Annotated in this window: 27 protein-coding genes; 14 read left to right on the forward strand and 13 right to left on the reverse strand. The window is 73.9% G+C overall.

What is annotated here, in order from left to right; translation table 11 throughout:
* Both ACWEJ6_RS49325 and ACWEJ6_RS49330 read left to right on the forward strand, forming a co-directional pair.
* Window positions 1-315, forward strand: a 315-nt coding sequence (locus ACWEJ6_RS49325; RefSeq protein WP_452432401.1) for a cytochrome P450, incomplete at its 5' end; no start/stop codon positions are given.
* A gap of 79 nt (window positions 316-394) precedes the next feature.
* A complete protein-coding gene (locus tag ACWEJ6_RS49330) occupies window positions 395-1,204 on the forward strand; it encodes an NAD(P)H-binding protein (RefSeq protein ID WP_452432403.1) in 810 nt (269 codons plus the stop codon).
* Window positions 1,205-1,232: 28 nt separating this feature from the next.
* On the opposite strand, the gene ACWEJ6_RS49335 is transcribed toward ACWEJ6_RS49330, so the two are convergent.
* The gene (locus ACWEJ6_RS49335; RefSeq protein WP_452432404.1) at window positions 1,233-2,009 is read right to left on the reverse strand and encodes a MerR family transcriptional regulator; all 777 of its coding nucleotides are present in this window, start codon (window positions 2,007-2,009) and stop codon (window positions 1,233-1,235) included.
* Window positions 2,010-2,252: 243 nt separating this feature from the next.
* Between ACWEJ6_RS49335 and ACWEJ6_RS49340 the strand changes: the two genes are divergently transcribed.
* Window positions 2,253-3,485 (forward strand): serine hydrolase domain-containing protein, encoded by a 1,233-nt coding sequence (locus tag ACWEJ6_RS49340; RefSeq protein WP_452432405.1) that lies wholly within the window; start codon window positions 2,253-2,255, stop codon window positions 3,483-3,485.
* 64 nt (window positions 3,486-3,549) lie between these two features.
* Window positions 3,550-4,143, forward strand: a complete 594-nt coding sequence (locus tag ACWEJ6_RS49345) for a TetR/AcrR family transcriptional regulator (RefSeq protein ID WP_387673830.1) — start codon at window positions 3,550-3,552, stop codon at window positions 4,141-4,143.
* 89 nt (window positions 4,144-4,232) lie between these two features.
* Here the strand turns inward: ACWEJ6_RS49345 and ACWEJ6_RS49350 are convergent, their stop codons facing one another.
* Window positions 4,233-5,009 (reverse strand): alpha/beta hydrolase family protein, encoded by a 777-nt coding sequence (locus ACWEJ6_RS49350; protein ID WP_452432406.1) that lies wholly within the window; start codon window positions 5,007-5,009, stop codon window positions 4,233-4,235.
* A 157-nt stretch (window positions 5,010-5,166) separates the two neighbouring features.
* Here ACWEJ6_RS49350 and ACWEJ6_RS49355 point away from each other — a divergent pair, with 157 nt between their 5' ends.
* The 3 genes from ACWEJ6_RS49355 (at window position 5,167) to ACWEJ6_RS49365 (ending at window position 6,825) form a co-directional block, all read left to right on the forward strand.
* Window positions 5,167-6,141 carry a prephenate dehydrogenase/arogenate dehydrogenase family protein gene (locus ACWEJ6_RS49355; RefSeq protein ID WP_452432407.1) on the forward strand — a complete coding sequence of 325 codons (975 nt, stop codon included), beginning with the start codon at window positions 5,167-5,169 and terminating at the stop codon, window positions 6,139-6,141.
* Between the two features lie 124 nt (window positions 6,142-6,265).
* Complete coding sequence (locus ACWEJ6_RS49360) at window positions 6,266-6,508, forward strand: phosphopantetheine-binding protein (protein WP_352354845.1); 243 nt, start codon at window positions 6,266-6,268, stop codon at window positions 6,506-6,508.
* A 53-nt stretch (window positions 6,509-6,561) separates the two neighbouring features.
* A complete protein-coding gene (locus ACWEJ6_RS49365) occupies window positions 6,562-6,825 on the forward strand; it encodes an acyl carrier protein (RefSeq protein ID WP_352354843.1) in 264 nt (87 codons plus the stop codon).
* Between the two features lie 60 nt (window positions 6,826-6,885).
* Here the strand turns inward: ACWEJ6_RS49365 and ACWEJ6_RS49370 are convergent, their stop codons facing one another.
* Window positions 6,886-7,713, reverse strand: a complete 828-nt coding sequence (locus tag ACWEJ6_RS49370) for an S-methyl-5'-thioadenosine phosphorylase (RefSeq protein ID WP_452432409.1) — start codon at window positions 7,711-7,713, stop codon at window positions 6,886-6,888.
* 406 nt (window positions 7,714-8,119) lie between these two features.
* Between ACWEJ6_RS49370 and metK the strand changes: the two genes are divergently transcribed.
* The 4 genes from metK (at window position 8,120) to ACWEJ6_RS49390 (ending at window position 11,350) form a co-directional block, all read left to right on the forward strand.
* A complete protein-coding gene (gene metK / locus ACWEJ6_RS49375; protein WP_358295093.1) occupies window positions 8,120-9,307 on the forward strand; it encodes a methionine adenosyltransferase in 1,188 nt (395 codons plus the stop codon).
* 152 nt (window positions 9,308-9,459) lie between these two features.
* Window positions 9,460-10,107, forward strand: a complete 648-nt coding sequence (locus tag ACWEJ6_RS49380; RefSeq protein ID WP_387673815.1) for an isochorismatase family protein — start codon at window positions 9,460-9,462, stop codon at window positions 10,105-10,107.
* Window positions 10,108-10,253: 146 nt separating this feature from the next.
* A complete protein-coding gene (locus ACWEJ6_RS49385; RefSeq protein WP_364338561.1) occupies window positions 10,254-10,811 on the forward strand; it encodes a hypothetical protein in 558 nt (185 codons plus the stop codon).
* On the forward strand, window positions 10,808-11,350 hold the full coding sequence (locus ACWEJ6_RS49390; protein WP_364338560.1) for a hypothetical protein: 543 nt from the start codon (window positions 10,808-10,810) through the stop codon (window positions 11,348-11,350). Before ACWEJ6_RS49385 ends, ACWEJ6_RS49390 begins: the two co-directional genes overlap by 4 nt.
* Here the strand turns inward: ACWEJ6_RS49390 and ACWEJ6_RS49395 are convergent.
* The 3 genes from ACWEJ6_RS49395 to ACWEJ6_RS49405 are packed head-to-tail and all read right to left on the reverse strand — an operon-like array spanning window position 11,294 to window position 13,139.
* Window positions 11,294-12,019 (reverse strand): alpha/beta fold hydrolase, encoded by a 726-nt coding sequence (locus ACWEJ6_RS49395; RefSeq protein ID WP_364338559.1) that lies wholly within the window; start codon window positions 12,017-12,019, stop codon window positions 11,294-11,296. The genes ACWEJ6_RS49390 and ACWEJ6_RS49395 overlap by 57 nt on opposite strands.
* 17 nt (window positions 12,020-12,036) lie before the next feature.
* Entirely contained in the window at window positions 12,037-12,807 is a 771-nt protein-coding gene (locus tag ACWEJ6_RS49400; RefSeq protein WP_452432410.1) for a 4'-phosphopantetheinyl transferase family protein, read from the reverse strand.
* On the reverse strand, window positions 12,804-13,139 hold the full coding sequence (locus ACWEJ6_RS49405; RefSeq protein ID WP_357982071.1) for a hypothetical protein: 336 nt from the start codon (window positions 13,137-13,139) through the stop codon (window positions 12,804-12,806). Before ACWEJ6_RS49405 ends, ACWEJ6_RS49400 begins: the two co-directional genes overlap by 4 nt.
* Before the next feature lie 374 nt (window positions 13,140-13,513).
* Here ACWEJ6_RS49405 and ACWEJ6_RS49410 point away from each other — a divergent pair, with 374 nt between their 5' ends.
* Window positions 13,514-14,956 carry an MFS transporter gene (locus ACWEJ6_RS49410; protein ID WP_452432411.1) on the forward strand — a complete coding sequence of 481 codons (1,443 nt, stop codon included), beginning with the start codon at window positions 13,514-13,516 and terminating at the stop codon, window positions 14,954-14,956.
* A gap of 9 nt (window positions 14,957-14,965) precedes the next feature.
* Here the strand turns inward: ACWEJ6_RS49410 and ACWEJ6_RS49415 are convergent, their stop codons facing one another.
* Window positions 14,966-16,552 (reverse strand): acyl-CoA carboxylase subunit beta, encoded by a 1,587-nt coding sequence (locus tag ACWEJ6_RS49415; protein WP_358295106.1) that lies wholly within the window; start codon window positions 16,550-16,552, stop codon window positions 14,966-14,968.
* Window positions 16,553-16,827: 275 nt separating this feature from the next.
* Between ACWEJ6_RS49415 and ACWEJ6_RS49420 the strand changes: the two genes are divergently transcribed.
* Window positions 16,828-16,995, forward strand: a complete 168-nt coding sequence (locus ACWEJ6_RS49420) for a hypothetical protein (RefSeq protein ID WP_387673803.1) — start codon at window positions 16,828-16,830, stop codon at window positions 16,993-16,995.
* Window positions 16,996-17,139: 144 nt separating this feature from the next.
* On the opposite strand, the gene ACWEJ6_RS49425 is transcribed toward ACWEJ6_RS49420, so the two are convergent.
* Both ACWEJ6_RS49425 and ACWEJ6_RS49430 read right to left on the reverse strand, forming a co-directional pair.
* Window positions 17,140-18,126, reverse strand: a complete 987-nt coding sequence (locus ACWEJ6_RS49425) for a helix-turn-helix transcriptional regulator (RefSeq protein ID WP_357982062.1) — start codon at window positions 18,124-18,126, stop codon at window positions 17,140-17,142.
* A 96-nt stretch (window positions 18,127-18,222) separates the two neighbouring features.
* The gene (locus ACWEJ6_RS49430) at window positions 18,223-19,323 is read right to left on the reverse strand and encodes a hypothetical protein (protein ID WP_452432414.1); all 1,101 of its coding nucleotides are present in this window, start codon (window positions 19,321-19,323) and stop codon (window positions 18,223-18,225) included.
* A gap of 231 nt (window positions 19,324-19,554) precedes the next feature.
* On the opposite strand from ACWEJ6_RS49430, the gene ACWEJ6_RS49435 reads away from it, so the two are divergent.
* Window positions 19,555-21,057: a benzoate-CoA ligase family protein gene (locus ACWEJ6_RS49435; protein WP_452432415.1), complete on the forward strand. Its 1,503-nt coding sequence runs from the start codon at window positions 19,555-19,557 to the stop codon at window positions 21,055-21,057.
* A 148-nt stretch (window positions 21,058-21,205) separates the two neighbouring features.
* Here the strand turns inward: ACWEJ6_RS49435 and ACWEJ6_RS49440 are convergent, their stop codons facing one another.
* Genes ACWEJ6_RS49440 through ACWEJ6_RS49455 form a run of 4 tightly spaced genes read right to left on the reverse strand, consistent with a single transcriptional unit; the run spans window position 21,206 to window position 25,316 of the window.
* Window positions 21,206-22,009 carry a TIGR03084 family metal-binding protein gene (locus tag ACWEJ6_RS49440; RefSeq protein WP_352354815.1) on the reverse strand — a complete coding sequence of 268 codons (804 nt, stop codon included), beginning with the start codon at window positions 22,007-22,009 and terminating at the stop codon, window positions 21,206-21,208.
* Window positions 22,010-22,022: 13 nt separating this feature from the next.
* The gene (locus ACWEJ6_RS49445) at window positions 22,023-23,096 is read right to left on the reverse strand and encodes a carboxymuconolactone decarboxylase family protein (protein WP_452432416.1); all 1,074 of its coding nucleotides are present in this window, start codon (window positions 23,094-23,096) and stop codon (window positions 22,023-22,025) included.
* Between the two features lie 10 nt (window positions 23,097-23,106).
* Entirely contained in the window at window positions 23,107-24,759 is a 1,653-nt protein-coding gene (locus ACWEJ6_RS49450) for a GMC family oxidoreductase N-terminal domain-containing protein (RefSeq protein WP_387673790.1), read from the reverse strand.
* Window positions 24,756-25,316, reverse strand: coding sequence for a DUF5987 family protein (locus ACWEJ6_RS49455; protein WP_352330936.1), 561 nt, complete (start codon window positions 25,314-25,316; stop codon window positions 24,756-24,758). The genes ACWEJ6_RS49450 and ACWEJ6_RS49455 overlap by 4 nt, the downstream gene beginning before the upstream one ends.
* Window positions 25,317-25,331: the final 15 nt, after the last annotated feature.

Here is a 25,331-nt window from a genome sequence, read left to right on the forward strand (position 1 = left end):
GACATGCACTGGAACGGCGTCGACATGAAAGCCGACGACTGGGTCCTGCTCTCCTTCCCCGCCGCCAACCGCGACCCCGCCCACTTCGACCACCCTGCCGACATCCGCATCGACCGCGAGGTCAACCGCCACGCCGCCTTCGGACTCGGCATCCACCGCTGCGTCGGATCCCACCTGGCCCGCATGGAACTGCGCACCGCCCTCGACGTCTGGCTCCAGCGCATCCCCGCCTTCACCCTGGCCGACCCCGACGCCGTCACCTGGGCCGCCAGTCAGGTCCGGGGCCCTCGCACTCTCCCGCTCCGCATCGGCTGACCGTCCCTCCTCTAAGTGGACGACTAGCTTCCGCTTGGTGTAGAACGGGAAGCCGGCATGCCGTTCAGGGGGTTGCGTGATGATCGTGGTGACGGGCGCGACAGGCACGATCGGGCGTGCGCTGATCGAGGAATTGGGCGGCGCGGCGCGGGCCGTGGTGCGGCGCGCGGAACAGGGTGAGGAACTGAGGGCGGAGCTGGGCTGCGACTACGTGGTCGGCGACCTGGAGCGGCCGGCGAGCATCCCGGTCGAGCCGGGGGACAGGCTCTTTCTCAACAGCGCGTTGTGGCCGGGCTTCGCGCGCGCCCACCAGGCGGTCATCGACCACGCGGCTGCCGTGGGGGTCGCCCAGGTGGTGACCGTGTCCGTACGCGGGGTCACGCCGGGCAGCCTGCTGGGGTTCGGCCTGCACGGGCAGGTGGACGAGCACCTCAAGGCTTCCGGAGTGCCGTGGTCGATCCTGGCGCCCGTCGGTTTCATGCAGAATCTCGCGGGCGACGTCGACGAGGAGGGGCGGATCGTCGGCTCGTACGGCAGGGGCAAGGTGGGGTACATCGACGCTCGTGACATCGGGGCGGTCGCTGCCGTGCTGCTGAGGCGTCCTGTCGGGGCCGACGCGGTCTACGAGCTGACCGGCCCGGTGGCGCCCACCCATGACGAGATCGCCGCCGAGCTGACCCGGGCGCTCGGCCGGGACGTGCGTTACGTGGACCTGCCCGTCGAGGAGGCCGCCGTGCACCTGGCGGAACGCGGCATGCCCGCTCCCGCGGCCCACGACCTGGCCACCCTCATGTCGCAGCTCGGGGACGGGCGCTGGGCGACCACGACCACGACGGTGACCGACCTCCTGGGCCGCCGGCCGCGCTCGCTGCGGGAGTTCCTGGGGTAGCGAAGAGACACCGGCCCCTCCGGGGCCGTCACCCGCGGGGGAGGTCGATGCCGGACGCTCGCAGCTCCGCCTCGACCAGGGCGCTCAGCCGGGCGAGGGACGGTTCCCGGTCCTCGCCGTGGTGGTTGACCAGCCCGTAGCGGGCGGCGGCGTCGGACCGGTTCCAGAACCCGGCCGGCATCGCCCGCGGCCCCGGGCCGGCCAGCAGCTTGGCGGCCAGGGCGGCGGCCAGCTCCTCGATGCGCGGGTCGTCCGGGTCCCAGGCCCGCGCCTCCAGGGCGCGTTTGACCAGCTCGACGTGCTCGGGGTCGTCCAGTGAGTGTTCGAGCCGGGTCAGGAGACTGTCGAAGATCGCCGGCATCAGCGCCCTGGTCAGGACCATGGCCTCCCGCTGGGTGGACACGTAGCCGGGGTCGAAGCCGAGGGCGGCCAGCCGGTCCAGGACGGCGCAGGCCCGGTCGGGCAGCAGGACCCGGTCGCCGTGGGCCAGGCGGTGCAGCGTGTCGCGGCGCGCGGTCAGGTCCTCGATCCGTTCGGTCAGCCGGCGGCGGACGTCGTCCAGGGCGGCGGCGAACGGCTCGGGATCGGCGTCGAGCAGGTCGCCGATCTCGGCCAGCGGCACGCCGGCCGCGGCGAGGGTCCGGACCTGGACCAGCCGGACCAGGTCGGCCGACCGGTAACGCCGGTAGCCGGAACTGTCACGTTCGGGCTCGGCGACCAGGCCGAGCCGATGGTAGTGCCGCACGGTCTTGACGGTGACGCCGGTGAAGGCCGCCGTCTGACCGATCGTGAGCCCGTCCGTCATCGGCTCGGCGCGGCGGCGGACGGCAGGCGGACGCGCGCCGGTCGCCGGTCGGCGAGCGGCGCGCCCGGGTACGGGGTGCGGGCATTCACAGGGCCGAGAGTAGCGCGCACGGCCATGGCGGGGTTGACCTTGACCTTGGGTCAGGGTTCAGGCTCGTCGCACGGCCACCTCGAAGGCGCCGGTGGCCCGTCCGTCACCGCCTTCGAGCCGTGGCGGACGACGACCACCACCGAAAGAGGGATCATGACGGTCGAGAACGACAACGGCTTCTCCGGAGCAGGGCTGCGCCGGCTGCGCGAGGTGCTGGCCCGGCACGTGGAGTCCAAGCGGATCCCCGGGCTGGTCGCCCTGGTCAGCCGGGGCGAGGAGACGCACGTCGAGGCGATCGGGACCATGCGCCACGACGGCGGCGCGCCGATGAGCCGGGACACGATCTTCCGGATGGCGTCCACGTCCAAGCCGGTCACGATGGCGGCGGCGATGGTCCTGCTGGACGAGTGCCGGCTGCGGCTGGACGACCCGGTCGATCCGTGGCTGCCCGAACTGGCCGACCGGCGGGTGCTGCGGCGTCCCGACGGCCCGCTGGAGGACACCGTGCCGGCACTCCGGCCGATCACCGTACGGGACCTGCTGACCTCCACGTTCGGCCTCGGCATGGATTTCACGCTGCTGGACTCCCCGATCAGGGCCGCCACCTTCGAGCGGACCGACTACAGCGTGATGTCCGGGCCGGCGCCGGCCCCGGACGAGTGGATGCGCCGCCTCGGCGAGCTGCCGCTGTCGTACCAGCCGGGGGAGCGGTGGCAGTACGACCTCAGCAACGAGGTGGTCGGCGTGCTCGTCGCCAGGGTCGCCGGCCGGTCCCTGGAGGCGTTCCTGCGCGAACGCGTCCTGGACCCGCTGGGGATGAAGGACACCGCCTTCCACGTGCCCGCCGCGAAGATCGACCGGCTGCCGCCCCTGTACGGGCCCGACCCGGCGACCGGGGAGTTCCTGGTGTGGGACGAGGCGGAGGGCGGCAGAACCGCCCGGCCCCCGGCGTTCCAGGGCGCCGGCGGCGGGCTGGTCTCCACCGTGGACGACTACCACGCCTACTTCCGGATGCTGCTGAACCACGGCGTCCACGACGGCGAACGCATCCTGTCCAGGCCCGCGGTCGAGCTGATGACCACCAACCGCCTCACCCCGGCGCAACAGGCCGCCCGGGACGCCATGTACGGGAACATCGTCCATGTGTCCGCCGGCCAGGGGCTCCAGGGCGGCTGGGGCTTCGGGATGGCGGTGCGCACCCGCCGCGGCGACTACGCCTCCGTAGGCCAGTTCGGCTGGGACGGCGGGACCGGCACCACCGCCTACGCCGACCCGGCCAGACGGCTCACCGGGATCCTGCTCACCCAGGTCGGGATGTCCACCCCGGACTCGATGCGGCTCATCAACGACTTCTGGACCACGCTCTACCAGGCGCTCGACGACTGACCGGCGCGGGCGGGGGATCCGGTCGATGGTCACGTCCCGGGTGGGCGGGCTGTTTAATGCTGCCATGGGCCGAATCGCCGGCGTCACCGCCGCCGAGACTCGTGAACGGTTGTTGCGCGCCGCCGCGGAGGCGTTCGCCGAACGCGGCTACGACGGCACCCGCGTCGCCGACATCGCCGCCGCCGCCGGGGTGAGCAACGGCGCGCTGTACGCGCACTTCGGCTCCAAGGCCGAGCTGCTGGTGGCGGCGCTGCGCGCGCACGGGCGGCGGGGGCTGGCCGACCTGTTCGCCGCCGACCCCGACCGGCCCGTCCCCGACCTGCTGCTGGAGATCGGACGCTGGCTGCCGCAGCGGCGCGACGCCCGCGGCTACCTCATCGTCGAGGCGCTCGTCGCGGCCCGCCGGGACGAGGACGTCGCCCGGCCCATGCGCGACTACGTCGGCGAGCGCGCCGGGTCGATGGCCGCGCTGGCCCGCCTCGCCCAGGACCGGGGCGAGCTGGACCCGGCGCTGTCGCCCGCCGCGCTGGCCCACTTCTGCCTGCTGCTGTCCATGGGCAGCGCCCTGGTCACGCCCGACCTGCACGCCGTCGGCGACGAGGAATGGGCCGCCCTGCTCGCCCGGGTGGTCGGCGCGCTCATGCCCGAACCGTCCTGACCGCCCTGCTCGCCCGGGTGGTCGGGGCGCTCATGTCCAAACCGTCCTGACTGTGCTGACCGCCCTGCTCGCCTGGGGCGTCGGCGTGCTCACGCCCGAATCGCGGTGTGGCCCGCCGCGGCCTCTATGGCGGCGGTGATCAGGGGCCAGGTGCTCGACAAGGGGTCGATCAGGCTGAAGTGGCCGGCGTCCGACGGCTCGATCAGCACCGCCGACGGCTCGGCCGCCGCCGTCCGGCGGCTCATCGACACCGGCAGCACGCGGTCCCTGACCCCGTGCACCAGCACCAGCGGGCCCCGGTCGTAGGGCAGCAGGCGCGCCGGGTCCACCTCGTCCAGCAGGTCGGCGCGGTCGTGGAGCAGGGCGCGGGCCGCGCCGCCGCCGAGCCCCGCCGTGAACGCCTCGCCCAGGTCGCCGACGGCGGCCAGCCCCACCACGCCGCGGACCGCCGGTTCGGCGTGCCAGCGGGAGCCGGGCGGCAGCCGGTGCCGCAGCGCCGACCAGAGCGCGAGGTGACCGCCCGCCGAGTGGCCCACCAGCAGCACCCCGGACGGGCACTGCGCTCCCACGAGGTCGAGCGCGGCGGCCACGTCGTCGAACGTGCCCGGGTGGCCGCCGCCCTCCTGGCCCACCCTGCGGTACTCGGGCAGCCACACCGTGTGACCGAGCGCGGCCAGGGCGACGGCCATGGGACGGGCGTGCCGCCGGTCGTACTCGGCCATCCAGTAGCCGCCGTGCAGCAGGACGAGGGGCGGGCGGCCGGCGCCGTCGTAGACGTCGATCACCTGGTCGGGGTGGCGGTCGCCGTAGCGGAGCACGCGGTCGGGCGGGCGTACCGGTCGGGACAGCAGGTCTTGGTAGGACATGTCGTGATCGTAGGAGCGCGTCCAGGGGGTTGACCTGGGGTTGCGCTGGCAGGAACGTGCCGCGGGGCGGCAGCAAGAAGACGGGCCGCGTACCGCCGCCGGGCGCCTCGCGCCGCGACCATGGGGGAGTGACGTCCGAGGGAAGCGAGGTTCGGCCATGTCCCCAATCCGCCGTGTCGTGGTGATCGGCTGTGGGTTGATCGGCACGTCCGTGGCGTGCGCGCTGCGGCGGGCGGGCGTCCGGGTCGAGCTGGCCGACCACGATCCGTGGGCGCTGGCGCAGGCCGCGCGGATGGGCGCGGGCACCGCGCTGCGGGCCGGGGCCGGCCCGGCCGACGTCGTCGTGATCGCCACGCCGCCCTCGTCGGTGGCCGCCGTCCTGCGGGAGGCGCAGGCCCGCGGGCTGGGGATGGTCTACACGGACGTGGCCAGCGCCAAGACGCGGATCCTCGCCGAGGTCGAGCGCGGCGGTTGCGACCTGTCCTGCTACGTGCCCGGCCATCCGATGGCCGGGCGGGAGGTGTCGGGGCCGGGGGCCGCGCGGGCGGGCCTGTTCGAGGGCAGGACGTGGGCGTTGTGCCCCCACCCGGCGCTGTCGCCGCGCGCGCTGCGCACGGTGGCGGCGCTGGCGACCGCGTGCGGGGCCGAGGTGCGGCTGCTCGCGCCGGACGCCCACGACCGGGCCGCCGCGGCGGTGTCGCACCTGCCGCTGGTCCTGTCGGCCGCGCTCGCCGCCCGGTTCGCGACCGGCGCCCAGGACGGGCACGCCGAACCGCCCCCGGGCGGGGGGACGGGCGAGGGGACGGGCGCGGAGACGGGCGCGGAGACGGAGACGGGCTGGGAGGTGGACCGGGATGCGGGCGGGTTGTCGCTGGCCGCCGGGGCGTTGCGGGACGTGACGCGGGTGGCCGGCAGCCCCGCGGGCATGTGGCGGGACATCCTGGCGCACAACGCGGCCCCGGTGGCCGACCTGCTGGACGAGCTGACCCGCGACCTGAGCCGCGTCGCCGCCGCCCTGCGCGCCGCCGACGACGGCCCGGTGGCCGAGGTGCTGGCCAGGGGGAACGAGGGGCACGCGCGCATCGTCCGGGCGCTGTCGCGCACGCGGGAGGCGGAACGGGCGGCGTCCTGACCCCGCCGCGCGACCGACGGGCCCGCACGGGCGAACGGCCCCGAGTGCGCACGTGAGGACAAGCGCCCGCCGCCCCCGCGGCTTATGGTCCCCCCAAGGAGAGCCTCACGGGAGGACGCGCGACGTGGACCCGGCGGACGTCGACAGGCACGTCACCGACATCTGGAACACCGTGCTCGGCGTCGGCCCGGACGAGGCCGGCGCCACCTTCGGCGAGCTCGGCGGCACGGCGCTCGCCGCGCTGCGGATGGCCGCCCGGATCGAGGACCGGCTCGGGGTGGCCGTCGAACCGGCCGTCCTGCTGTGCGACGGGACGCTCGACGCGCTGCTCGGCCAGGTCAGGGCCAGGGCATCCTCGGAGATGTAGCCGCCGCGGCGCCGTTGCGACAATCACCAGCAGACCTTGAGGAGGGACGGCCCATGACCGGCGGACTCAGCCTCGCCGAGCTTCGCGAGAAGGTCGGCGACATCTGGAACGAGGTGCTCGACGTGCCCGAGGGGCTGGAGGCGGCGACGTTCTCCGACCTGGAAGGGGAGTTCGCGGCCGCGGCGCGGCTGGTCGGGCGGATCAAGGAGGAGCTGGGCATCGCCATCGACGTCGGCGACGTCTTCGACGCGGACCCGAACCTGGAGGCGCTGGTCGAACGCGTCGCCCTGGACGCGCACGTGCCGATGGCGGTGTAGCCCCCGCGATCTCACCCGGGTTCCCGCGGGGGCCCGGGTTTCCGCGTGCTTAAGAAGGATTCAGGCGGGGAGCGGGCCGAGGTGGTCGGCGTCGGCGGGGAGGGCGGCGTCCTCCAGGGCACGCGCGCAGCCGCACGTACGGGTGCGCGGCAGCCGGGCCACGGTCGCCAGCACCAGCGCCCGCAGCCGGTCCAGCCCCTCGTGGAAGATCGTGAACAGCTCGTCGCGCCGCGCGCCGGAGCCCACGCCGAGCCCGGCGTCCAGGTCCGTCACCAGCGCGACCGGCACGTAGCACAGGGCCAGCTCGCGGGCGAGCGCCGCCTCAGGGCAGGCCGTCATGTCGAGCAGCGACCACCCCTGCGCGGCGTACCACTGCGCCTCGGCCCGGCTGGCCAGGCGCGGGCCCTCGACCACCACCGTCGTCCCGCCGTCCACGCAGTCCTGGCCGGTCGCCGCCGCGGCGTCGAGCACCGTCTCGCGGCCCACCGGGCAGTACGGGTCGGCGAACGGCACGTGCACCGCCGCGTCGTCGAAGTACGTCCGGACGCGTCCGCAGGTCCGGTCCACGAGCTGGTCGGGCACCACCATCACGCCCGGCCCCAGCTCGGGCCGGAGCGAGCCGACCGCGCACGGCGCGATGATCTGGCGCACGCCCACCGAGTGCAGCGCCCACAGGTTGGCCCGGTAGTTGATCCGGTGCGGCGGCCGGCGGTGGTCGCGCCCGTGCCGGGGCAGGAAGGCGACCGTGCGGCCGCGCACCCGGATCAGCGAGAGCGGCGCCGACGGCTCGCCGTACGGGGTGGTGAGCGCGACCTCCCGGGCTCCGTCGGCGACCGAGGAGAACCCGCTCCCGCCGATGATCCCGATCTCCGCGCCGATTCCGTTCATGATCAGCCTTTCGTCGCCGGTGCGGCCGGGACCCGGCGTAGGTGATCCGCCCGAGCGGGAAGAGCCGTCCGGGCATCAGGAGCATCGTGGCCTCCCGGCGCGTCCGGGGCATCTCCTGGATTGCCCGACCGGTCCCGACGCCGCACAGGGAAAGAACCCGCCACGCCGGGCCGTGGTTATTCTCGGAAGCGAACCTCCGTCGCGCAGGTCATCGGAGAAGAATGCTCGACGCGAAATCTTGGATGATCTGTGTCCGGGAAATTCGAGTTTTCCCGCCGCCGAGATGTGGAGCAATTCCATGCCCAAAGTGATTCGCGTGCCGAGGCCGAAGAAACCGCGTACCCCCGTGACCGCACTCGACCTGCGCACGCCCGCCGGGCGCCGGCTGCCCTACTAGGAGGCCCCGGTGTCACGTCGTTTGTTCACCTCAGAATCGGTCACCGAAGGCCACCCCGACAAGATCGCCGACCGGATCAGCGACGGCATCCTGGACGCCCTGCTGGCCAAGGACCCCGGCAGCCGGGTCGCGGTCGAGACGCTGATCACCACGGGCATGGTGCACGTCGCGGGCGAGGTCACCACGCAGACGTACGTGGACATCCCCGGCCTGGTCAGGGAGACGATCCTGCAGATCGGCTACGACGCCTCCCAGAAGGGCTTCGACGGCGCCTCCTGCGGCGTGTCGGTGTCGATCGGCACCCAGTCGCCCGACATCGCCCGCGGCGTGGACGACGCCTACGAGCACCGCGGCGCGGCCGCCGCCGACGAGCTGGACCGGCAGGGCGCCGGCGACCAGGGCCTGATGTTCGGCTACGCGTGCGAGGAGACGCCCGAGCTGATGCCGTTGCCGATCATGCTGGCCCACCGGCTGGCCCGGCGGCTGGCGGCGGTCCGCAGGTCCGGGACGGTGCCGTACCTGCGGCCGGACGGCAAGACGCAGGTCACCGTCGAGTACGAGGGCGACCGGCCGGTCCGCCTGGACACCGTCGTGCTGTCCACCCAGCACGCCGCGCACGTCGACCTGGCCGACATGCTGACCCCCGACGTCACGCGCGAGGTCGTCGAGCCGGTGCTGGCCGAGGCGGGGATCGACACCACGGGCCACCGGCTGCTGGTCAACCCGACGGGCCGGTTCGAGGTCGGCGGCCCGATGGGCGACGCGGGCCTGACCGGACGCAAGATCATCATCGACACGTACGGCGGCATGGCCCGGCACGGCGGCGGCGCGTTCTCCGGCAAGGACCCCTCCAAGGTGGACCGGTCGGGCGCCTACGCCATGCGCTGGGTGGCCAAGAACGTGGTGGCCGCGGGGCTGGCCGGGCGCTGCGAGGTCCAGGTGGCGTACGCGATCGGCAAGGCGCGGCCGGTGGGCCTGTTCGTGGAGTGCTTCGGCACCGAACGGGTGCCCAGGGAGCGCGTCCACGACGCCGTGCGCGAGGTGTTCGACCTGCGCCCGGCCGCGATCATCCGGGACCTGGACCTGCTGCGTCCCATCTACGCGGGCACCTCCGCCTACGGGCATTTCGGCCGCGACGAGTTCACCTGGGAGCGGGTGAACCGGACGGAGGAACTGCGGGCGGCGGCCGGGCTCTGACCATGGGCCCGGTACACACTCCGGAAAAAAGAAAATGGCTGGAAACGGCGGCGGGAAGTCAGCTTCCTGCCGCCGTTCCGCATTTCGAGGGACGCCGTGGCGGCACATCATGGAAACAGCCTCAAAAAGCTGCGAGAAATTCGGAGGTCGCCGTGCCGGTCGTTTCAGAGATCGAGCCCTACCCGATGCCGGACGCCGCCGAGCTGCCGCCCGCCGCGGTCACCTGGACGCCCGACCCGCGCCGGGCCGTCCTGCTGCTGGTCGACCTGCAGCACGCCTGCCTCGACCTCTTCCCGCCCGGCGAGGCGCCGCTCACCGACCTGGTGCGCAACGTGACGGCGCTGCGCGAGCTGTGCGCGCGCCTCGGCGTGCCCGTCGCCTACGCGGCCCAGCCGGGCCTGCTGACCGGCGAGCAGCAGGGGCTGGCCAAGGACTTCTGGCGGCGCAGCGACCGGCTGGAGCCCGCCCGGCGCGGCTTCCCCGAGCCGATGGCGCCGGGACCGGGCGACTGGGTCTTCACCCGGCGGCGCTACAGCGCCTTCCACGAGACCACCCTGCTGTGGTGGCTGCGCGAGTCGGGACGCGACCAGCTCCTCATCGCCGGTGTCTACGCCCACATCGGCGTCCTGACCACCGCGCTCGACGCCTTCACCCACGACATCCAGCCGTACGTGGTGGCCGACGCCGTCGCCGACCTCACCGCAGCCGACCACCGGCAGGCGCTCGGCTACGTCGCCGGCCGCTGCGGCGTCACCCTGACGACCAAGCAACTGCTCGCCGGACTGCCGCGCAATTTGTGAGTTGTCAGGCGCGGGATCGCAGCGGACACTGAACTCGCGATCTCCCGGAGCAGGCGTAACCGAAGGGGACCGAAGACCGTTCGCCGGCGACCTCGCCGTGCCGGGACGACGCGTGACCGACGATCCCGGAAGCCGAGGTTCCCCGCATGGCCACCCACACGGTGTCGACGTCCGGCGGCCTGTTGAGCGCGCTCAACACCCGCTACCACAAGCCCGCCCTCACCCTCTACCTCGTCGTCGTGCTCGCCCACTGGGCCGAGCACGTCGCCCAGGCCATCCAGGTCTACGTGCTGGGCTGGCCGCTGAAGGAGGCGCGCGGCGTCCTCGGCATGCCCTTCCCCTGGCTGGTCAGCTCCGAGTGGATGCACTACGGCTACGCGCTGCTGATGCTCATCGGCCTGCTGATGCTGCGCTCCGGCTTCACCGGCAGGTCCCGTACGTGGTGGAACATCTCCCTGGGCATCCAGGTCTGGCACCACCTGGAGCACCTGCTGCTGCTCCTGCAGGCGCTCACCGGCAACAACCTGGCGGGCCGTCCGGTGCCGACGAGCATCATCCAGCTCCTCGTCCCGCGCATGGAGCTGCACCTGTTCTACAACGGGCTGGTCTTCGTGCCCATGGTGGTGGCCATGCTCCTGCACCGCAGCCCCCGTCCGGCCGAGCGGGCGGACATGCGCTGCGCCTGCGCGGTGTCGCCCGCGTGATGGCGCGCTCCGGGCGCCGCGGGGTCTCCCCGGCCTTCTCCTTCGCGCTCAGCCTGGTGGCGGGTTTCCTGCTGTTCCTGACCGTGCCGAACCTCGGCACGGTCGTCCGCGCCGCCCGCGCCGACGGCGTGCCCGGGGTGTTCGTGCCGCGCACGCTGGCGTGCATCACGCATCCGGGGCACGAGTCCTGCGTCTGGACGGGCGACTTCCGCTCCGACGACGGCACCACCGGCCGGACGGGCGTCGAGATGTACGGCAGCGACCGCTACACCCACCGGGCCGGGCAGCCGGTCCGCGCGGTGGACATCGGCTCCGGCGGCCGCGTCTACGGGCCGGGCGGGTCGAACGAGTGGGTCTTCAGCGCCCTGCTCCTGGCCGTGGCGCTGGGCCTGCTGTGGTTCCTGCACGCCGGTTCGCTGCGGCGGCTGCTTCCCGCGTCCTCGCGGCCCGGGCTAGCACCGGGCCCGGAGGCCGCCGGCCGCTCAATGGCGGCCGGCGACGGCGTCGGACAGCAGAGCGCTGAGCGGGCCGGGCGCTGAGACCATCGGCCAGCAGCCGGTGTCCAGGGTGTGGAAGTCCCAGGACGGCGCCGCGCGCAGCGCGGACACGTCGGGCGACAGGCTGCCCTGGAAGTGGTCCAGGTCGCACACCACGTAGCTGGCCCGCTGCCGCTCCAGCGGCGTGCTGAGCACGGCGGCCTCGGCCACGGCCCGGCCGGGGTGGCCGACGAACCGGGCGGCCAGCCAGCGCGCCTGCGCCGCCGTGAGGCCCTGTCCCTCGGCCACCAGGGTGTGGTCGGGGGCGGGCCAGCGGCCCCCGCCCGACTCGATCAGGCGCAGCTCCTGCTCCCGCTGCCGGTCGGGGAAGGCGTGCAGCATCGAACGGCCGTCGTGCGGCAGGAACGCCTCGACGTAGACGGTGTGGGCGACGCGGCCCGGCGCCCGGTCGGCGACCTGACCGGCCACCAGCCCCGAGTAGCTGTGCCCGACGAGCACGACGTCGCGCAGCCCCTCGTTCTTCAGCAGGGTCAGCACCTCGTCCACGTGCGTCTGGAGGCCGACGCCGGCGACGTCGTCGCCCGGCCCGGACAGGCCGCGCAGGGTGACGGCGCGGGCGTCGTGCCCGAGCAGGCGCAGCCGCCGGACGACGGGCTCCCAGATCCACGCGCCCGACCAGGAGCCCGGCAGGAGGAGGAAGGTCCTTCGCATCTGGATCGTCCTCCTCGTCACGCGACGCCGGCCAGCGGCCCCGGCAGGGGGCCCCGTGCGAAGTCTGCCCGCGCGGCGGGCAGGTGGAACTCCACCGCCTCGACCGGGCGGCCGGTGATCACCGCGACCGCGGCGACGTAGCCGCGGCCCGGCGACAGGACGCGGAACCGCAGGCTCTCCGGCGGGATGTCCAGCGGCCAGCTCAGCAGGGCCGGGTCGTCGGCCGGCCCGCTGACCGCCACCTCCGTCGGAGGCACCCGCAGGCCGTGCCCGGTGGCCTTGAGCGCCGCCTCCTTGCGCACCCAGACCTTCGCGAACGCCTCGTACCTGTCCTCCTGGGGGAACGCCTCCAGGACGGCCAGCTCGGCCTCGGTGAGCGCGCAGCGGGCCAGGTCGTCCACCGGGTCGGCGGGCACGGCCTCCACGTCCACCCCGAGCGGCCCCTCGGTCGTCACGGCCACCGCGACCCGGTCCTCGGAGTGCGAGACCGACACGTGCAGCGGGAAGCCGGGCGCCCGGACCTGCGGCTTGCCGTGGTACCGGGTGCAGTCGGGGCACGACCGCTCCACCACGACGTCCTCGGGACGGACGCCGAGCTGCACGGCGCTCGCGGTGCGCAGCAGCCAGGAGCCGGTCAGGAAGCGCCTGCGGTCGGGCTCGCGGCGGAACCGCGCCGCCCGTTCGAGCTCGGGCTCGCTGAGCACCGACAGCAGGGTCCCCTCCGGATGGTCGCGCGGGCCGGCCCACCAGACCTGGCACTCTCCTGGCGCCACCACAGATGCGATCACTGGTCTTCCTCCCTTGCGGCTGTGCTGCTGTGGGACAGGACGCGGCAGGCCACCAGCTCCCACCGGTCCACCTCGGGGTTGGCGAGGGTCTGCGTCACCTCGGCGCGCACCTGCGCGCTGGTCAGGGGCTCGTCCACGCGCATCCGGATGACGATGTCCCCGCCGGCCTGGGTGAGGTCCTTGTGCCAGTGGCCCGGCAGGAGCGCCATGATGCGGATCCCGTCGATCGGGGAGCCGAGGATCGGCATCCCGCGCACCTGGCGCATCGTCACCTGGATCAGCATGGCTTCCTCGTCGCCGTGCGGCGTGAAGGGGCGAACATGGGGTCTCATCTCCATCTCGTCTGCCGGAGGTCTGTCTCTCGTACCTCCACTGTGGGATCCGGGAAGGGCGCGATCCAGGGATGGGGACGTCAGGAAGCTGCAGGCCGCCGCCGCATGCTGTCACCGGGCCCGCCCGGCCCTGGTCCTAGGTCCAAGGTCCCGGCTCACGGTGACCGGACGGCCGATCCCGCGGGCCGCGGCGGACGGCATAGTCGTCCCGGAGACGACGCGGAACACCTGGGGAGGGGCGATGACCGGACCGGACGGCCCGAGCCCGGGCGCCGCCCACCCCAGTGCCCTCAGGGGGTGTGCCAACAAATGTCCGCCGGTTCCGGTGCAGCCATGACAGGCCACCGGACCCCGTACGGACGAAAGGCACATCCATGTCCATCACCCGCTCCCCGGACCGCATCCGGCGGCCGGGATGGAGCCTCGCGCTGCTCGCGCTGGGGCATCTGATCATCAGTCTCGACTTCACCATCATCTACGTGGCCCTGCCGGACATCGCGTCCGACGTCGGCTTCACCGCGCACACCCTGCAATGGGTGGTCACCGCGTACGCCGTCCTGTACGGAGGCTTCCTGCTGTTCGGCGGACGCCTGTCCGACCTGGCCGGACGCCGGCGGATGTTCGTGCTCGGCATGGCGCTGTACGGCGTGGCCTCCGTGCTGGGCGGCCTGGCCACGGCGCCGGGGGTGCTGCTCGCCGCGCGCGCCGTCCAGGGCCTGGCCGGCGCGGTGCTGTTCCCCGCGGTGCTGGCCCTGGTCAACACCGCCTTCGCCGAGGGCAGGGAGCGCAACCGCGCGCTGACCGTCTGGGCCATGGCGGGCGCCGGCGGGCTCACGGCGGGCGCGCTGGCCGGCGGGGTGCTCACCCAGGCCCTGGGCTGGCAGGCCGTGTTCTACGTCAACGTGCCGCTGACCGCCGTGGGCGTCGCCGCCGCCTTCGCCCTGCTGCCCCCCGACGGCCGCGCCACCCGGGGCAGCGTGGACGTGCCCGGGACGCTGACCGGCACCGCCGGCATCACGCTGCTGATCTTCGCGGTCGCGCACGGCTCGGAGGCGGGCTGGGCGCGGGCCGAGGTGGTCGCGGCGGCCGTGCTCGCGGTGGTGCTGGTGGCGGTGTTCCTGCGCCTCCAGGCCCGCGGCCGGACGCCGCTGATGCCGCTGCGGCTGTTCCGCAACCGCGCGCTCAGCGGCGCGGTCGTGGTCATCCTCCTGTTCGGCCTGACGATGCAGGCCGTGCCGTACTTCCTGACCCTGTACCTCCAGGACGTCCTCGGCTTCGACGCCCTGGAGACCGGCCTGGCCTTCCTCGCCCCGACCCTGTCGATCACGGCCGGGAACTTCCTCAGCGAGCGGCTGGTCCACCGGCTCGGCACCCGCGGCACGCTGATCGCCGGCATCCTGGTCAACGCCGCGGGCGCCGTGCTCCTGGCCCCCGGCTTGCAGGGGGACGGGTCCCTCCTCACCGTCCTGCCGGGGGTCGTCGTCATCGGCCTGGGCATGGGCATCACGTACGAGGCCATGTGGATCGCGGCCGGCACCGGCGTCCCGGCGGACGAACAGGGCCTGGCCTCCGGGGTGGCCTCGACCGCGCTGCAGGTGGGCACCGCGGCGGGCCTGGCGGTCCTGGTGGCCGTCGCCAACCAGGGCATCGAAGGGCTGGCCGGGCAGGCCCTGCGCGACGCCTCCGCCCAGGGGATGCGCGCGGCGGTCCTCGTCCTGGGCGCCGTCATGCTGACGGGCGTCCTGGCCGCGCTCAGGCTCCCCGGACAGCGCGCCCGGACGGCCGCGGCCGTCCCCTGCGCCGACCAGGGGAACTGACGGGAAGCCCTACAGGGGAAGGTTGCCGTGTTTGCGCGGCGCCACGTGCTTGCGCTTGTCGCGCAGCATGGCCAGCCCGCGCGCCACCGCCGACCTCGTCTCCACCGGGTCGATCACGGCGTCGACCAGGCCGCGCTCGGCCGTGTACGCCGGATGGACCAGCTCGCGGGTGTACTGCTCCAGCAGCTCCGCCCGCCGGGCGGCGGGGTCGGCCGCGGCGGCCAGCTCCTTGCGGTGGATGATGTTGACCGCCCCCTCGGCGCCCATCACCGCGATCTCGTTGGTCGGCCAGGCCAGTGACAGGTCGGTGCCGATCGACCGGGAGTCCATCACGATGTACGCCCCGCCGTAGGCCTTCCTGACGATGACCTGGACGCGCGGCACGGTCGCCTCGCAGTAGGCGTACAGCAGCTTGGCGCCGTGCCGGATGACGCCCGCGTGCTCCTGCTCCTTGCCGGGCAGGAAGCCGGGCACGTCCACGAGCGTGACCAGGGGGATGGAGAAGGCGTCGCAGAACCTGACGAACCTGGCCGCCTTCTCCGCGGCCGACACGTCCAGCACGCCGGCCAGCACGGTCGGCTGGTTGCCCACCACGCCGACCACCTGGCCGTCGATCCGGGCCAGCGCGCAGATCACGTTGGGCGCCCAGCTCTGATGCAGTTCGAGGAAGTCGCCGTCGTCCACCACCTCGGCGATCACCAGCCGCATGTCGTACGGCTTGGTCGGCTCCACCGGCACGATCTCGGCCAGCCGGGGCCGGGCGTCGCCGGCCGCGGCCCGCGCGGGCAGCGCCGGCGGGCGGCTCATGTTGTTGCTCGGCAACATCGAGACCAGGTCGCGCACGGCGGCCAGGCAGCTCTCCTCGTCGTCGTGCACGAACGTGGCCAGCCCGGACCGGCTGGCGTGCACCTGCGCGCCGCCCAGCTCGGCGTGCGTGATGCGCTCGCCGGTGACCGCCTCGACCACGTCCGGGCCGGTCAGGTAGAGCTGGGCGGTGTCGCGCACCATGAACGTGAAGTCGGCCAGCGCCGTCGAGTACGCCGCCCCGCCCGCGCACGGGCCGAGCACGACGGCGATCTGCGGGATCACCCCCGACGCCTGCACGTTGCGCTGGAAGATGCCGCCGTAGCCGTTGAGCGACAGCACGCCCTCCTGGATGCGGGCCCCGCCGCTGTCGTTGAGCCCGATGAACGGCGACCCGCTGGACAGCGCCAGGTCCATCACCTTGTGGATCTTCTGGGCGTGCGCCTCGCCGAGCGAGCCGCCGAAGACGGTGAAGTCCTGCGCGTAGACGAAGACGCGGCGGCCGTCGATGGTTCCCGATCCGGCCACGACCCCGTCGGTGTGCGGCCGCTGGGCCTCCATGCCGAGCCCCTGGGCCCGGTGCCGCCGGAACATCTCGATCTCCAGGAACGAGCCCTCGTCCAGCAGCAGGTCGAGCCGTTCGCGCGCGGTGCGCTTGCCCAGCGCGTGCTGCCGCTCCACGGCCTGCGGGCGGCCGCGCGCGATGTCCTCGCGCGCGCCGGCGAGCTCCTCGCGCAGACGGTCCATGGCCGACGGCGGGGCTTCCTGGAGGACCTCGGGGGAGATGGTCATCGTTTCCTCCTCGGACTCTTCCGGTACGTCCAGTTAAGGAGCGATGGCCGTTTCCTGTCACCTCCTGCAGTGCTTGACCGCGCCGGACGTGGCAGGAAGCGGAAACGCTGATGCAGCTTGCTGCCTCGCCGAAGCCTGGTTCGCGCCCCCGCCGCGGCGCAAAGTTGGAAGTGCAAGGGAACAGCGACACGAACCGCCGAGAAAGAGGCAGTGAAATGACGAACAGCATTGTTGCCAAGAGGATTTCCCAGTGGATTATCGCGATTGTCTCCGGAATGCTCCTCTGGGCCGTCGGCGCCACCGCCGCGCAGGCCGCCGCTGCCGCCGACACGGTGGTGCTGCAGGCGGACGGCAACACCTGGCCCGCGCCGGCCGGCACTGACGGCAACACCTGGCCGCTGCCCACCCCGCTGCCCTCCCCGCAGGGCAACACCTGGCCGTAAAAAGCCCCGACACCGGAAAGGAATTGACCGTGAATTTCCCCGAGGAGGTCTGCCCATAGACAAAGTCCGAACACGAGAGAACCCCCGCGACCGGGTCGCGGGGGTTCGTCATGCCGTCCGGCGAGAAACGACGGAAGAAACGCGTCAGATCCAGTTCTCCTCCTTGGCGCGCAGCGCGGCCTGGAAACGGTTGACCGCGCCGAGCCTGGCCATCAGGTCGGCGACGTAACGGCGGTAGGTGCGCACCGAGATGTCCAGCTCCCTGGCGGCGATCTCGTCCTTGTCGGCCGTGGCCATGACCGCCAGCACCCGCTGCTCCATCTTCGACAGCGTCGGCTCCTCGCCGGGCGGGTCGAGGTGGTCGGCCAGCGGCACGGCCGCCTTCCACAGGCCCTCGAAGTAGATGACGAGCTGGGAGATCAGGCCCGGCTCGCGGACCAGCAGCGCGCCCGTGGAGTGCGCCTTGGGATCGATCGGGACGACGGCCACGCTGCGGTCGTACATGAGCATGCGGTCCATCGGCTGGTCGGTGACGCGGATCTCGGCGCCCAGGTGCGCCAGCTCGCGCAGGTACGACACCATGCGCTGGTCCTCCAGCGCCTTGGGGTGGAAGATCTCGCGCAGGGCCAGGCCGCGCCGCAGCGAGCGCGTGTCGAGCGGCAGCGCCGACTCGATCATCACCTCGTTGAACGGCCCGCCCGGGTGCAGGCAGAGCGTCTCCTTGTAGGAGAAGAAGGCCAGGTCGTCCAGGCGCTGGCGGACCCGCGCGCCGCTCTCCACCCGCTCGATGTCCAGCACCGCGTTGGAGCGGTCGCCCTCCCGCTTGTCCTCCAGGAAACTGGAGATGGCGTCGCGGGCGCCGAACACCCGGCGGATCTCCGCGTTCAGCTCCTCCAGGCGCTGCTCGACCAGGCGCTCGATGGCGATCCGCGGCTCGGTCGCGGTGACCCGGTGGCGGTCGTTCAGGTCGAGCATGGCGAGCCGGTCGAGCGTCTCCACCGCCGACTCCACCGTCTCGGGATCGAGGTCCAGGGCCTCGGGCACCGAGCCCACGCTCTCGCCCCGATGGCGCAGGAAATAGCGGTAGACCGCCTCCGCTTCGGGGGTGACTCCAATGACGGACAGATCCACGCCCCACCTCCCGGGGGTTCGGCGGCCGGAGCTTGCACTTCCATTATCGGAATCCGGACGGCCGGCGCTCCTCGCAGGTTGCGGTGTCCGCTGAGGTCAGGGCACGGGACAGGGCAGCACGGTGGCCCCGGAGGCGGCCCGGTAGCACGCGGCCCCCGGGCACAACACCTTGACGACCTCGCCACCGGCCCGCACGGCGACCGGCTCGTGCCCGAACCGGCGCGCGGCGATCTCCGGCCAGCCGGACGGACGCAGCCCGCTCACCTCGTCCACCAGCCGCGGATCGGCGTCGACGGCCAGGCGCTCCAGATGGGCGGCGTAGTCGCCCTCCCGCTGCCACACCGCGAACCGCCGCAGGCAGTCGGGCAGCTCCAGCGTGCTCCACGGCTGCGCCCTGGCCGCCATCGCGCGCAGGAACGCCTCGCACACGGCCGACTTCACGGTACGGCCGGCCGCCGCGGCCAGCGTCGCGCCCTCGCCGCCGACGGTCACCAGGGCGACCCGGAGATCGGGCACCGACAACACGAACGCCGACATCCGCAGCCCCAGCCCCGAGGCCGCGGCCGTCACGCCGGGCGGCAGCAGGCGGTCCAGCGAGCCGGAGACCCGCAGCAGCGGCTCGCGCGGCTCGGCCCACCAGCGCGCCACCACGTCGTGGGCGACCACCTCGGCGATCGCCTCCGGCACGCCGCTGTCCACCACGCCGCTCGTGGCCGGCTCGACCAGGCATTCGTGCCCGCCCGTCCACACCACCTCGACGGGCAGCCGGTAGCGCCGCCCGCTGAGCAGGCCGGTGCCGGGCACGTGCCGCCGCAGGCTCGCGGGCGGGTCGGCGACGAAGTCCGACAGGCGCAGCTCCGTACCCGTCCACGCGGGCCGGGGGCCGTCGCCGGGCAGGCGGCGCAGGCGGCGCAGGGCGGCGAGCCGGGCCAGGGCCCGCGCCCGGCTCTGGGCCTCGTAGCCGGCGAACCCGGCGACGATGACGGCGAGCTCGTCCTGCGGGGATTCGGCACAGGCCAGATGGACGGCGCCGCCGAGGCAGTCGGCCATCGGCGCGGCCATCGGCGCGGCCGTCCCGATCGCCGTCTCACCGGTCATGTCACCGGTCATGTCACCGGTCATGTCACCGGTCGTGTCACCGGGCGCCTCACCGGTCGTCTCCGTCACCGGCCACGAGCCCGCGGGCGTGGATGCCATCGCTTCTCCTCCGCAGCGCGACGGCCGTCGCGGCCGCCGCATCCCCAGTACACGCGCGGCCCGGCGGGCCCGTCAACGCCGCGGCGGCCATCCCGCAATCCGGGAGAAACCCGTCAGCAAGCTGCCACGACCGCCAGCTTGCTGACGCCTCCCGACCCCCTGCGGACGGCCCGCGCCCGGCACCGTGGAAGGCGGAACCAGCCCGCGAGCAGAGCAGCGAGAAGGCATGTCATGGACTCTTTCAACATCGCCGCACGATTCCTCGACCGCGCCGACGGCGCCAGGACCGCGCTCGTCACCCGGCAGGGCCGCGTCGACTACGCGACGCTGCGCGCCCTGGCCGACCGCGCCGGCAACGCGCTGCGCGAGCTCGGCGTACGCCGCGGCGACCGGGTGCTCATCGCCGCCGACGACAGCGTGGAGTCGGTCGCCACCTGGTACGGCGCCCAGAAGATCGGCGCGGTCACCGCCGAGGTCTACACGTTCCTGCGGCCCAAGGACTACCGCTACTTCGCCGGCTACGCCCGTCCGCGCCTGGTGGTGGCGGGGCCGTCGGCGTTGGAGAGCCTGCGCGCGGCGGGGCTGACCGGCCTGCTCGTCACCGGCGTGCCGCGCCACCTGCTGCGCCCCGGCGAGCACCACTTCGACACCCTGGTCGGCGCGCAGGAGGCGCGGCTGGACCCGGTGCCGGTCGCCGCCGGGGACGTGGCGCTGTGGAAGTTCACCACCGGCAGCACCGGCGCGCCGCGCGCCTGCGTGCTGCCCGCCAGGAGCCCGCACGTCAGCTTCGACTCCTACGCCCGCGGCGTGCTGGACCTGCACCCGGACGACGTGGTGCTGCCCGTGCCCAAACTGTTCTTCGGCTACGCCCGCGACCTGACCGCCCTGTTCCCCTTCGGCGTCGGCGCGGCCGGCGTGATCTTCCCCGAGCGCAGCCGGGTCGAGACGATCTTCGAGCTGATCGCCGAGCACCGGCCCACGGTCCTGGTGAACGTGCCCACGATGATGAGCGCCATGCTCGCCCACCCCGACGCCGGCCGGCAGGACCTGAGCTGCCTGCGGCTGTGCACGTCGGCGGGCGAGGCGCTGCCGCCGGAGCTGCACCGCCGCTGGAGCGACACCTTCGGCGTGGAGGTGGTGGACGGGCTCGGCTCCTCCGAGGCGTACCACATCTTCCTGTCCAACCGCCCGGGACGGGTCCGGCCCGGCACGCTCGGCCAGGTCGTCCCCGGCTACCGCGCCCGCGTCGTGGACCCCGAGGGGCAGGAGGTCCCCGACGGCGAGACCGGACGGCTGGAGGTCACCGGCGACGCCGTCGCGCTGGAGTACTGGCAGGACCCGGAGCGGACCGCGAGCACGTTCGTGGGCGGGCGGACCGTGCGCTCGGGCGACCTGGTCACCAGGGACGCCGACGGCTACTTCCGCTACCGGGGACGGGCCGACGACCTGCTGAAGGTGGGCGGGTCCTGGGTCGCGCCGGCCGAGATCGAGAACTGCCTGCGCGAGCACCCGGCCGTGGTCGAGTGCGCGGTGGTCGGGTATCAGCTGCGCGGCCTCACCCGGCCGCACGCGTACGTGGTGACCTCGGCGGCGGTCGAGGCGGCCGAGCTGAAGGCGTTCGTCCGGGCCCGGCTGGCGGCCCAGAAGTTCCCCCGGCGGATCACGTTCGTGGAGCGCCTGCCGCAGACGGCCTCGGGCAAGGTGGACCGCCGCGCGCTGGAGGTCGGGACGTGAGAAGCGGGCGCGCCCGGGACTGGGGGAGTTCCGGACGGGCGCGCCCGCGGTTCGGGAAGGCTTCTCAGACGCCGCTTGTCAGAGGCGGCCTGTCAGACGCCGCTTCTCGGACGCCGCCTGTCGGACGCCGCCTGTCGGACGCCGGTGGTCAGACGCCGGCGCGGGCGAACTGGCCGGGACGCCGGCCGGCGCCCGCCGGTCCGCGGTAGGCCTGCGCGATGTCCAGCCAGCGGTCGGCCTCGGCGCCGGTCGCGGTGACCGCCACGTCGGCGCGGTGCCGCCGCCTGGTCACCAGCAGACAGAAGTCCTCGGCCGGGCCCGAGACCCGCTGGGTCGCGTCCTCGGGGCCGTAGGCCCACACCTCGCCGGAGGGGCCGGTGATCTCGAAGCGGAACTCCTCGGCCGGCGGGGTCAGCCCGCGCGACAGGTAGCCGAAGTCCCGGGTGAGCACCGCGAAGACGACCAGGTGCCGCAGCCGGTCCGTGCGCTCCAGCCGCACGCCCAGCGCGTCGGCGACGTCCTGCCCGTGGGCGAAGGTCTCCATGATGCCCGCGCACGCCAGCACGATCGGCGGCAGCGGGTTGACCAGCCACGGCACGACCTCGCCCGCGGGCACGGCGGCCAGACCGGCGTGCACCTCCGACCGTCCGGCCCGCCACTTGGCCAGCAGCGTGTCCGGCGAGTCGTTCTCGAACGCCTTGAGCGCGGCGTTCACCGCGCCGTCGAAGTTCTTCTCCGCGCCGGCCGTCATGGCCGCGAACGCCTCCGCGTCGGTGGCGGCGGCGGTGGCCAGGCGGAAGATGAAGGCCAGGTGGGCGATCTGGTCGGCGATCGTCCAGCCCGGCGCGGGGGTGGGCAGCTTCCACTGCTGGGCGTCCAGGCCCGACACCAGCGCGTCGAGCTGGTCGCCGTCGGCCGCCAGGTCGTCGAGCACTACCTCTAGCTCGGTCACGTCCTCGTTCCTTTCAGTCGGCTGTCGATGCGGTCGGAAGCGGGGTGGCGGGCAGCCCGGACCAGACGCCGGTCCGGCGGGCGGCGGTCATGGCAGCCCAGGAGGCCGCCTCGACGAGCGCGGCGTCGGTGAGCGCGGCGTCGGCGAGCGCGGCCGAGCCGGTCGTCGCGGCCCGGAACTCGCCGACCGTGCGCGCGTCCACCTGGTGGGAGGCCAGCGCGGTCAGCAGCGCCAGCCGGGCGGCCGGACGTTGCGCGGGCGGCAGCGCGGCGGCGGCCTGCCCGGCCCAGCCGCTGCCAGGGCCGGGCGGGACGCCGTCCCAGCCGGACACCCGCTCGGCGACCAGCTCGCGGACCTGGACGGGCAGCCGCCGCGCGCCGCCCTCCTCGATCGCCGCCGCGGCCCTGGCGAACGCCTTCCCGAGCCGCGGGACGCCGCCCGCCCAGGCCAGGTCGTCCGGCAGCGGCGCGCCGGGCAGCAGGCCCAGCGAGCCGCCGGGGGTCGCGGGCCGCCGCGCGGCGGGCCGCATGAGCGCGCCGAACACCCGCAGCGCGGGCCCGCGTGCCGCGCCCGGCAGCTCCGGCGGCAGCGGCGAGTCGCCGAGGAACACGTTGACCATGCGGTTGAGGTACTGGAAGGTCACCGCGACCGCCACGAGCTCCACGGCCGCCGCCCCCGTCACCGGCGGGCCGCCGGCCCCGGGGACGGCGCTCGCCCTGGCCCAGGCGGCCAGCGGCCGCAGCCCGGGATCGGCGGGGGTCAGCGCGCGCAGGGTCGCGCCGTGCACGTCCACGCAGTACGGGCAGGCGTTGCCGGCCGAGACCTCCCTCGCCACCAGCTCCCCGGCCACCCGCCCGGCCGCCCCGGCGGCCAGCAGCGACTCGCGCAGGACCAGCCAGCACGCGGCCAGGGCGCGCGGCGCGGGGGAGTGCAGGGCCACCGGCGGCGCGAGCATGCCGAAGTCCCGCTCGACCTGCTCGTACACCCGGGCCACCAGGCCGCGGGCGGCGCCCGGCCGCACCGGGCGGACGTGCCGCACCTGGGCGAGCGCGCCGGGCGCCGTCATCCGGCTGAGCAGCCGTCCCATCGCCGGCGCCCTAACCGCGCAGCGCGGCGGCGGCCAGCGACGCGGTGGCCCGGCGGCCGGCGGTGGAGCCGTCCGGGGCGGGCGCGCCGTAGGAGACCTGCACGCCCCGCTCCCGCGCGGCCCTGACGATCCCCGGCACGGCCCGCTCGGCCAGCGCGGAGATGGTCATCGCCGGGTTGACGGTCAGCGCGCCCGGCACGGCCGAGCCGTCCGTGACGAAGATCCCCGGGTGCCCGCGCAGTTCGTGCCCGTCGTCCAGCGCCGAGGTGTACGGGTCGTCGCCGATCCGGCACGAGGCCAGCGGATGCACCGTGTACGCGCCGACCAGGTCGTTCGTCCACGGCGTCACCGTGGCCAGCCCGTCGCGCTCCAGGATCTCCTTGCACTCGGCGTCGGCCATCGCCCAGGCGGCCGAGGTGTTCGCGGTCGGCTTGTACGACAGCCGGCCGACGCCCAGCATCTGCTGGGACACCCGGTCGGCGTTGCCGCGAACGGGCGGCGGCCCGAAGACGCCCTCGTTGTCGTCCTCGATCATCTGGAAGATGATCAGCCAGGACCGCCAGCGTTCCAGCATCTCCTTCTTGCGCAGCCCGAACCACGCCGGGTCGGTGCCGCCGGCCAGCGCGAGGATGGTGCCCAGGCCGGGGGGGAAGTAGAGCTGCTCCAGCGAGTAGCGGGTGTACTCGGGCAGCGAGCCGTCCAGCCGGTCCCAGTTGGCCACCGTCGGGCCCTTGCCGATCTGGTTGGCCGCGTACGCCAGGCCGTCGCCGCGCTCCAGGCCCAGCACCTCGCGCACGCGGTCCTCGTTCAGCACGGCGGTGTTGAGCCGTTCGCCGTTGCCGGAGAAGTAGCGGCCCACGGCGTGCGGCATCGCGCCGAGCGCGGCCTCGCTGCGCTGCAGAATGACCGGCGTGGCGGCGGCGCCGGCGGCGAGGACCACCACCTTGGCCTCGATCGTCCCCTCGCCCTCGGTCAGACGGTAGTCCTCGCCATGGACGATCTTGTAGTGCACCCGGTAGGAGCCGTCGGGCGTGCGCTCGATGCTCTGCACCTCGTGCAGCGGCCGGATCCGCGCGCCGTGGGCGAGCGCCGCCGGCAGGTAGTTGACCAGCAGCGACTGCTTGGCGTCGAACCGGCAGCCGGCCATCATCCAGTTGCAGTTGACGCAGGCCCCGGTGTCCACGGCCGCGGGCACGGGGTTGGCGGTGCGGCCCGCGTGCCGGCAGGCCGCCGCCCACAGGCCGCCGGAGTAGGAGACGTCCTCCCAGCCCTGCTGGGTGATGGAGATCGACTCGGCGACCCGGTCGTACCAGGGGTCGAGGGTGTCGCGGCTGATCGCGGCCGGCCACATGCGGCGCCTGATGCTGCCGCGGCGCTCGAAGACGAAGCGCGGCGCGCGCGGCATGGCCGCGAAGTAGACCACGCTGCCGCCGCCCACGCAGTTGCCGCCCAGCACGCTCATGCCGTCGCCGACGGTGAAGTCGAAGATGCGGGTGTAGGACGAGCCCAGCTTGAAGTCGTGCTCGTAGTCGGCCGACTCCAGCCACGGGCCGCGCTCCAGCATGACCACGTCGGCGCCGCCGGCGGCCAGGTGGTAGGCGGGGATCGCGCCCCCGAAGCCGCTGCCGATCACCAGCACGTCGGTGCGTTCGACGCCGTTCATGCGGGGCTCCCTGAAGCTGTCGTGTCCGGGTGGAGGTCGGCGAGGGGACGGCCGTAGGAGTAGGCGGGGAAGCGCCAGAGCCCGTCCGCGTCCGGCGGGGCGATGCCCATGGCGGTCAGGCCGGGATGCCCGGCCCTGATGGCGTCGGCGGTGTGCAGGTGGGCGGCGGAGTCGTAGGCCATGTAGCAGAACAGCACCAGCAGCACCCACAGCGCCTTCTCCGGGTGGCCGGGCGCGGTCAGCGTGCGCACCAGCGCGCCGCGCTCCTCGAACGGCAGGGCCACGAACGCCGGCACGCCCTCCTCCAGCACGATGCCGTGCTGGTCGGCGTGCGCGCGGGCGTGCTCGTTCAGCGAGCGGGCGTAGTCGTCCAGGCCCTCGGTGACGCCGGTGGCGTCCCATTCCAGCAGCTCGACGGCGCCGGCCGCGACCGCGCCGCCCGTCGGGCTCATGCCCGCCACCGCCCGGTCGTCCGGACCGCGCTTGGGGCCGGGCACGATGGTGTCCGCGAGCGCCTCCAGCGTCTCCACCCTCGTCTCGTAGAGCAGTGGACCCATGGGTACTCCCTCGTT

The organism is Nonomuraea sp. NPDC004702 (genome assembly GCF_053601695.1).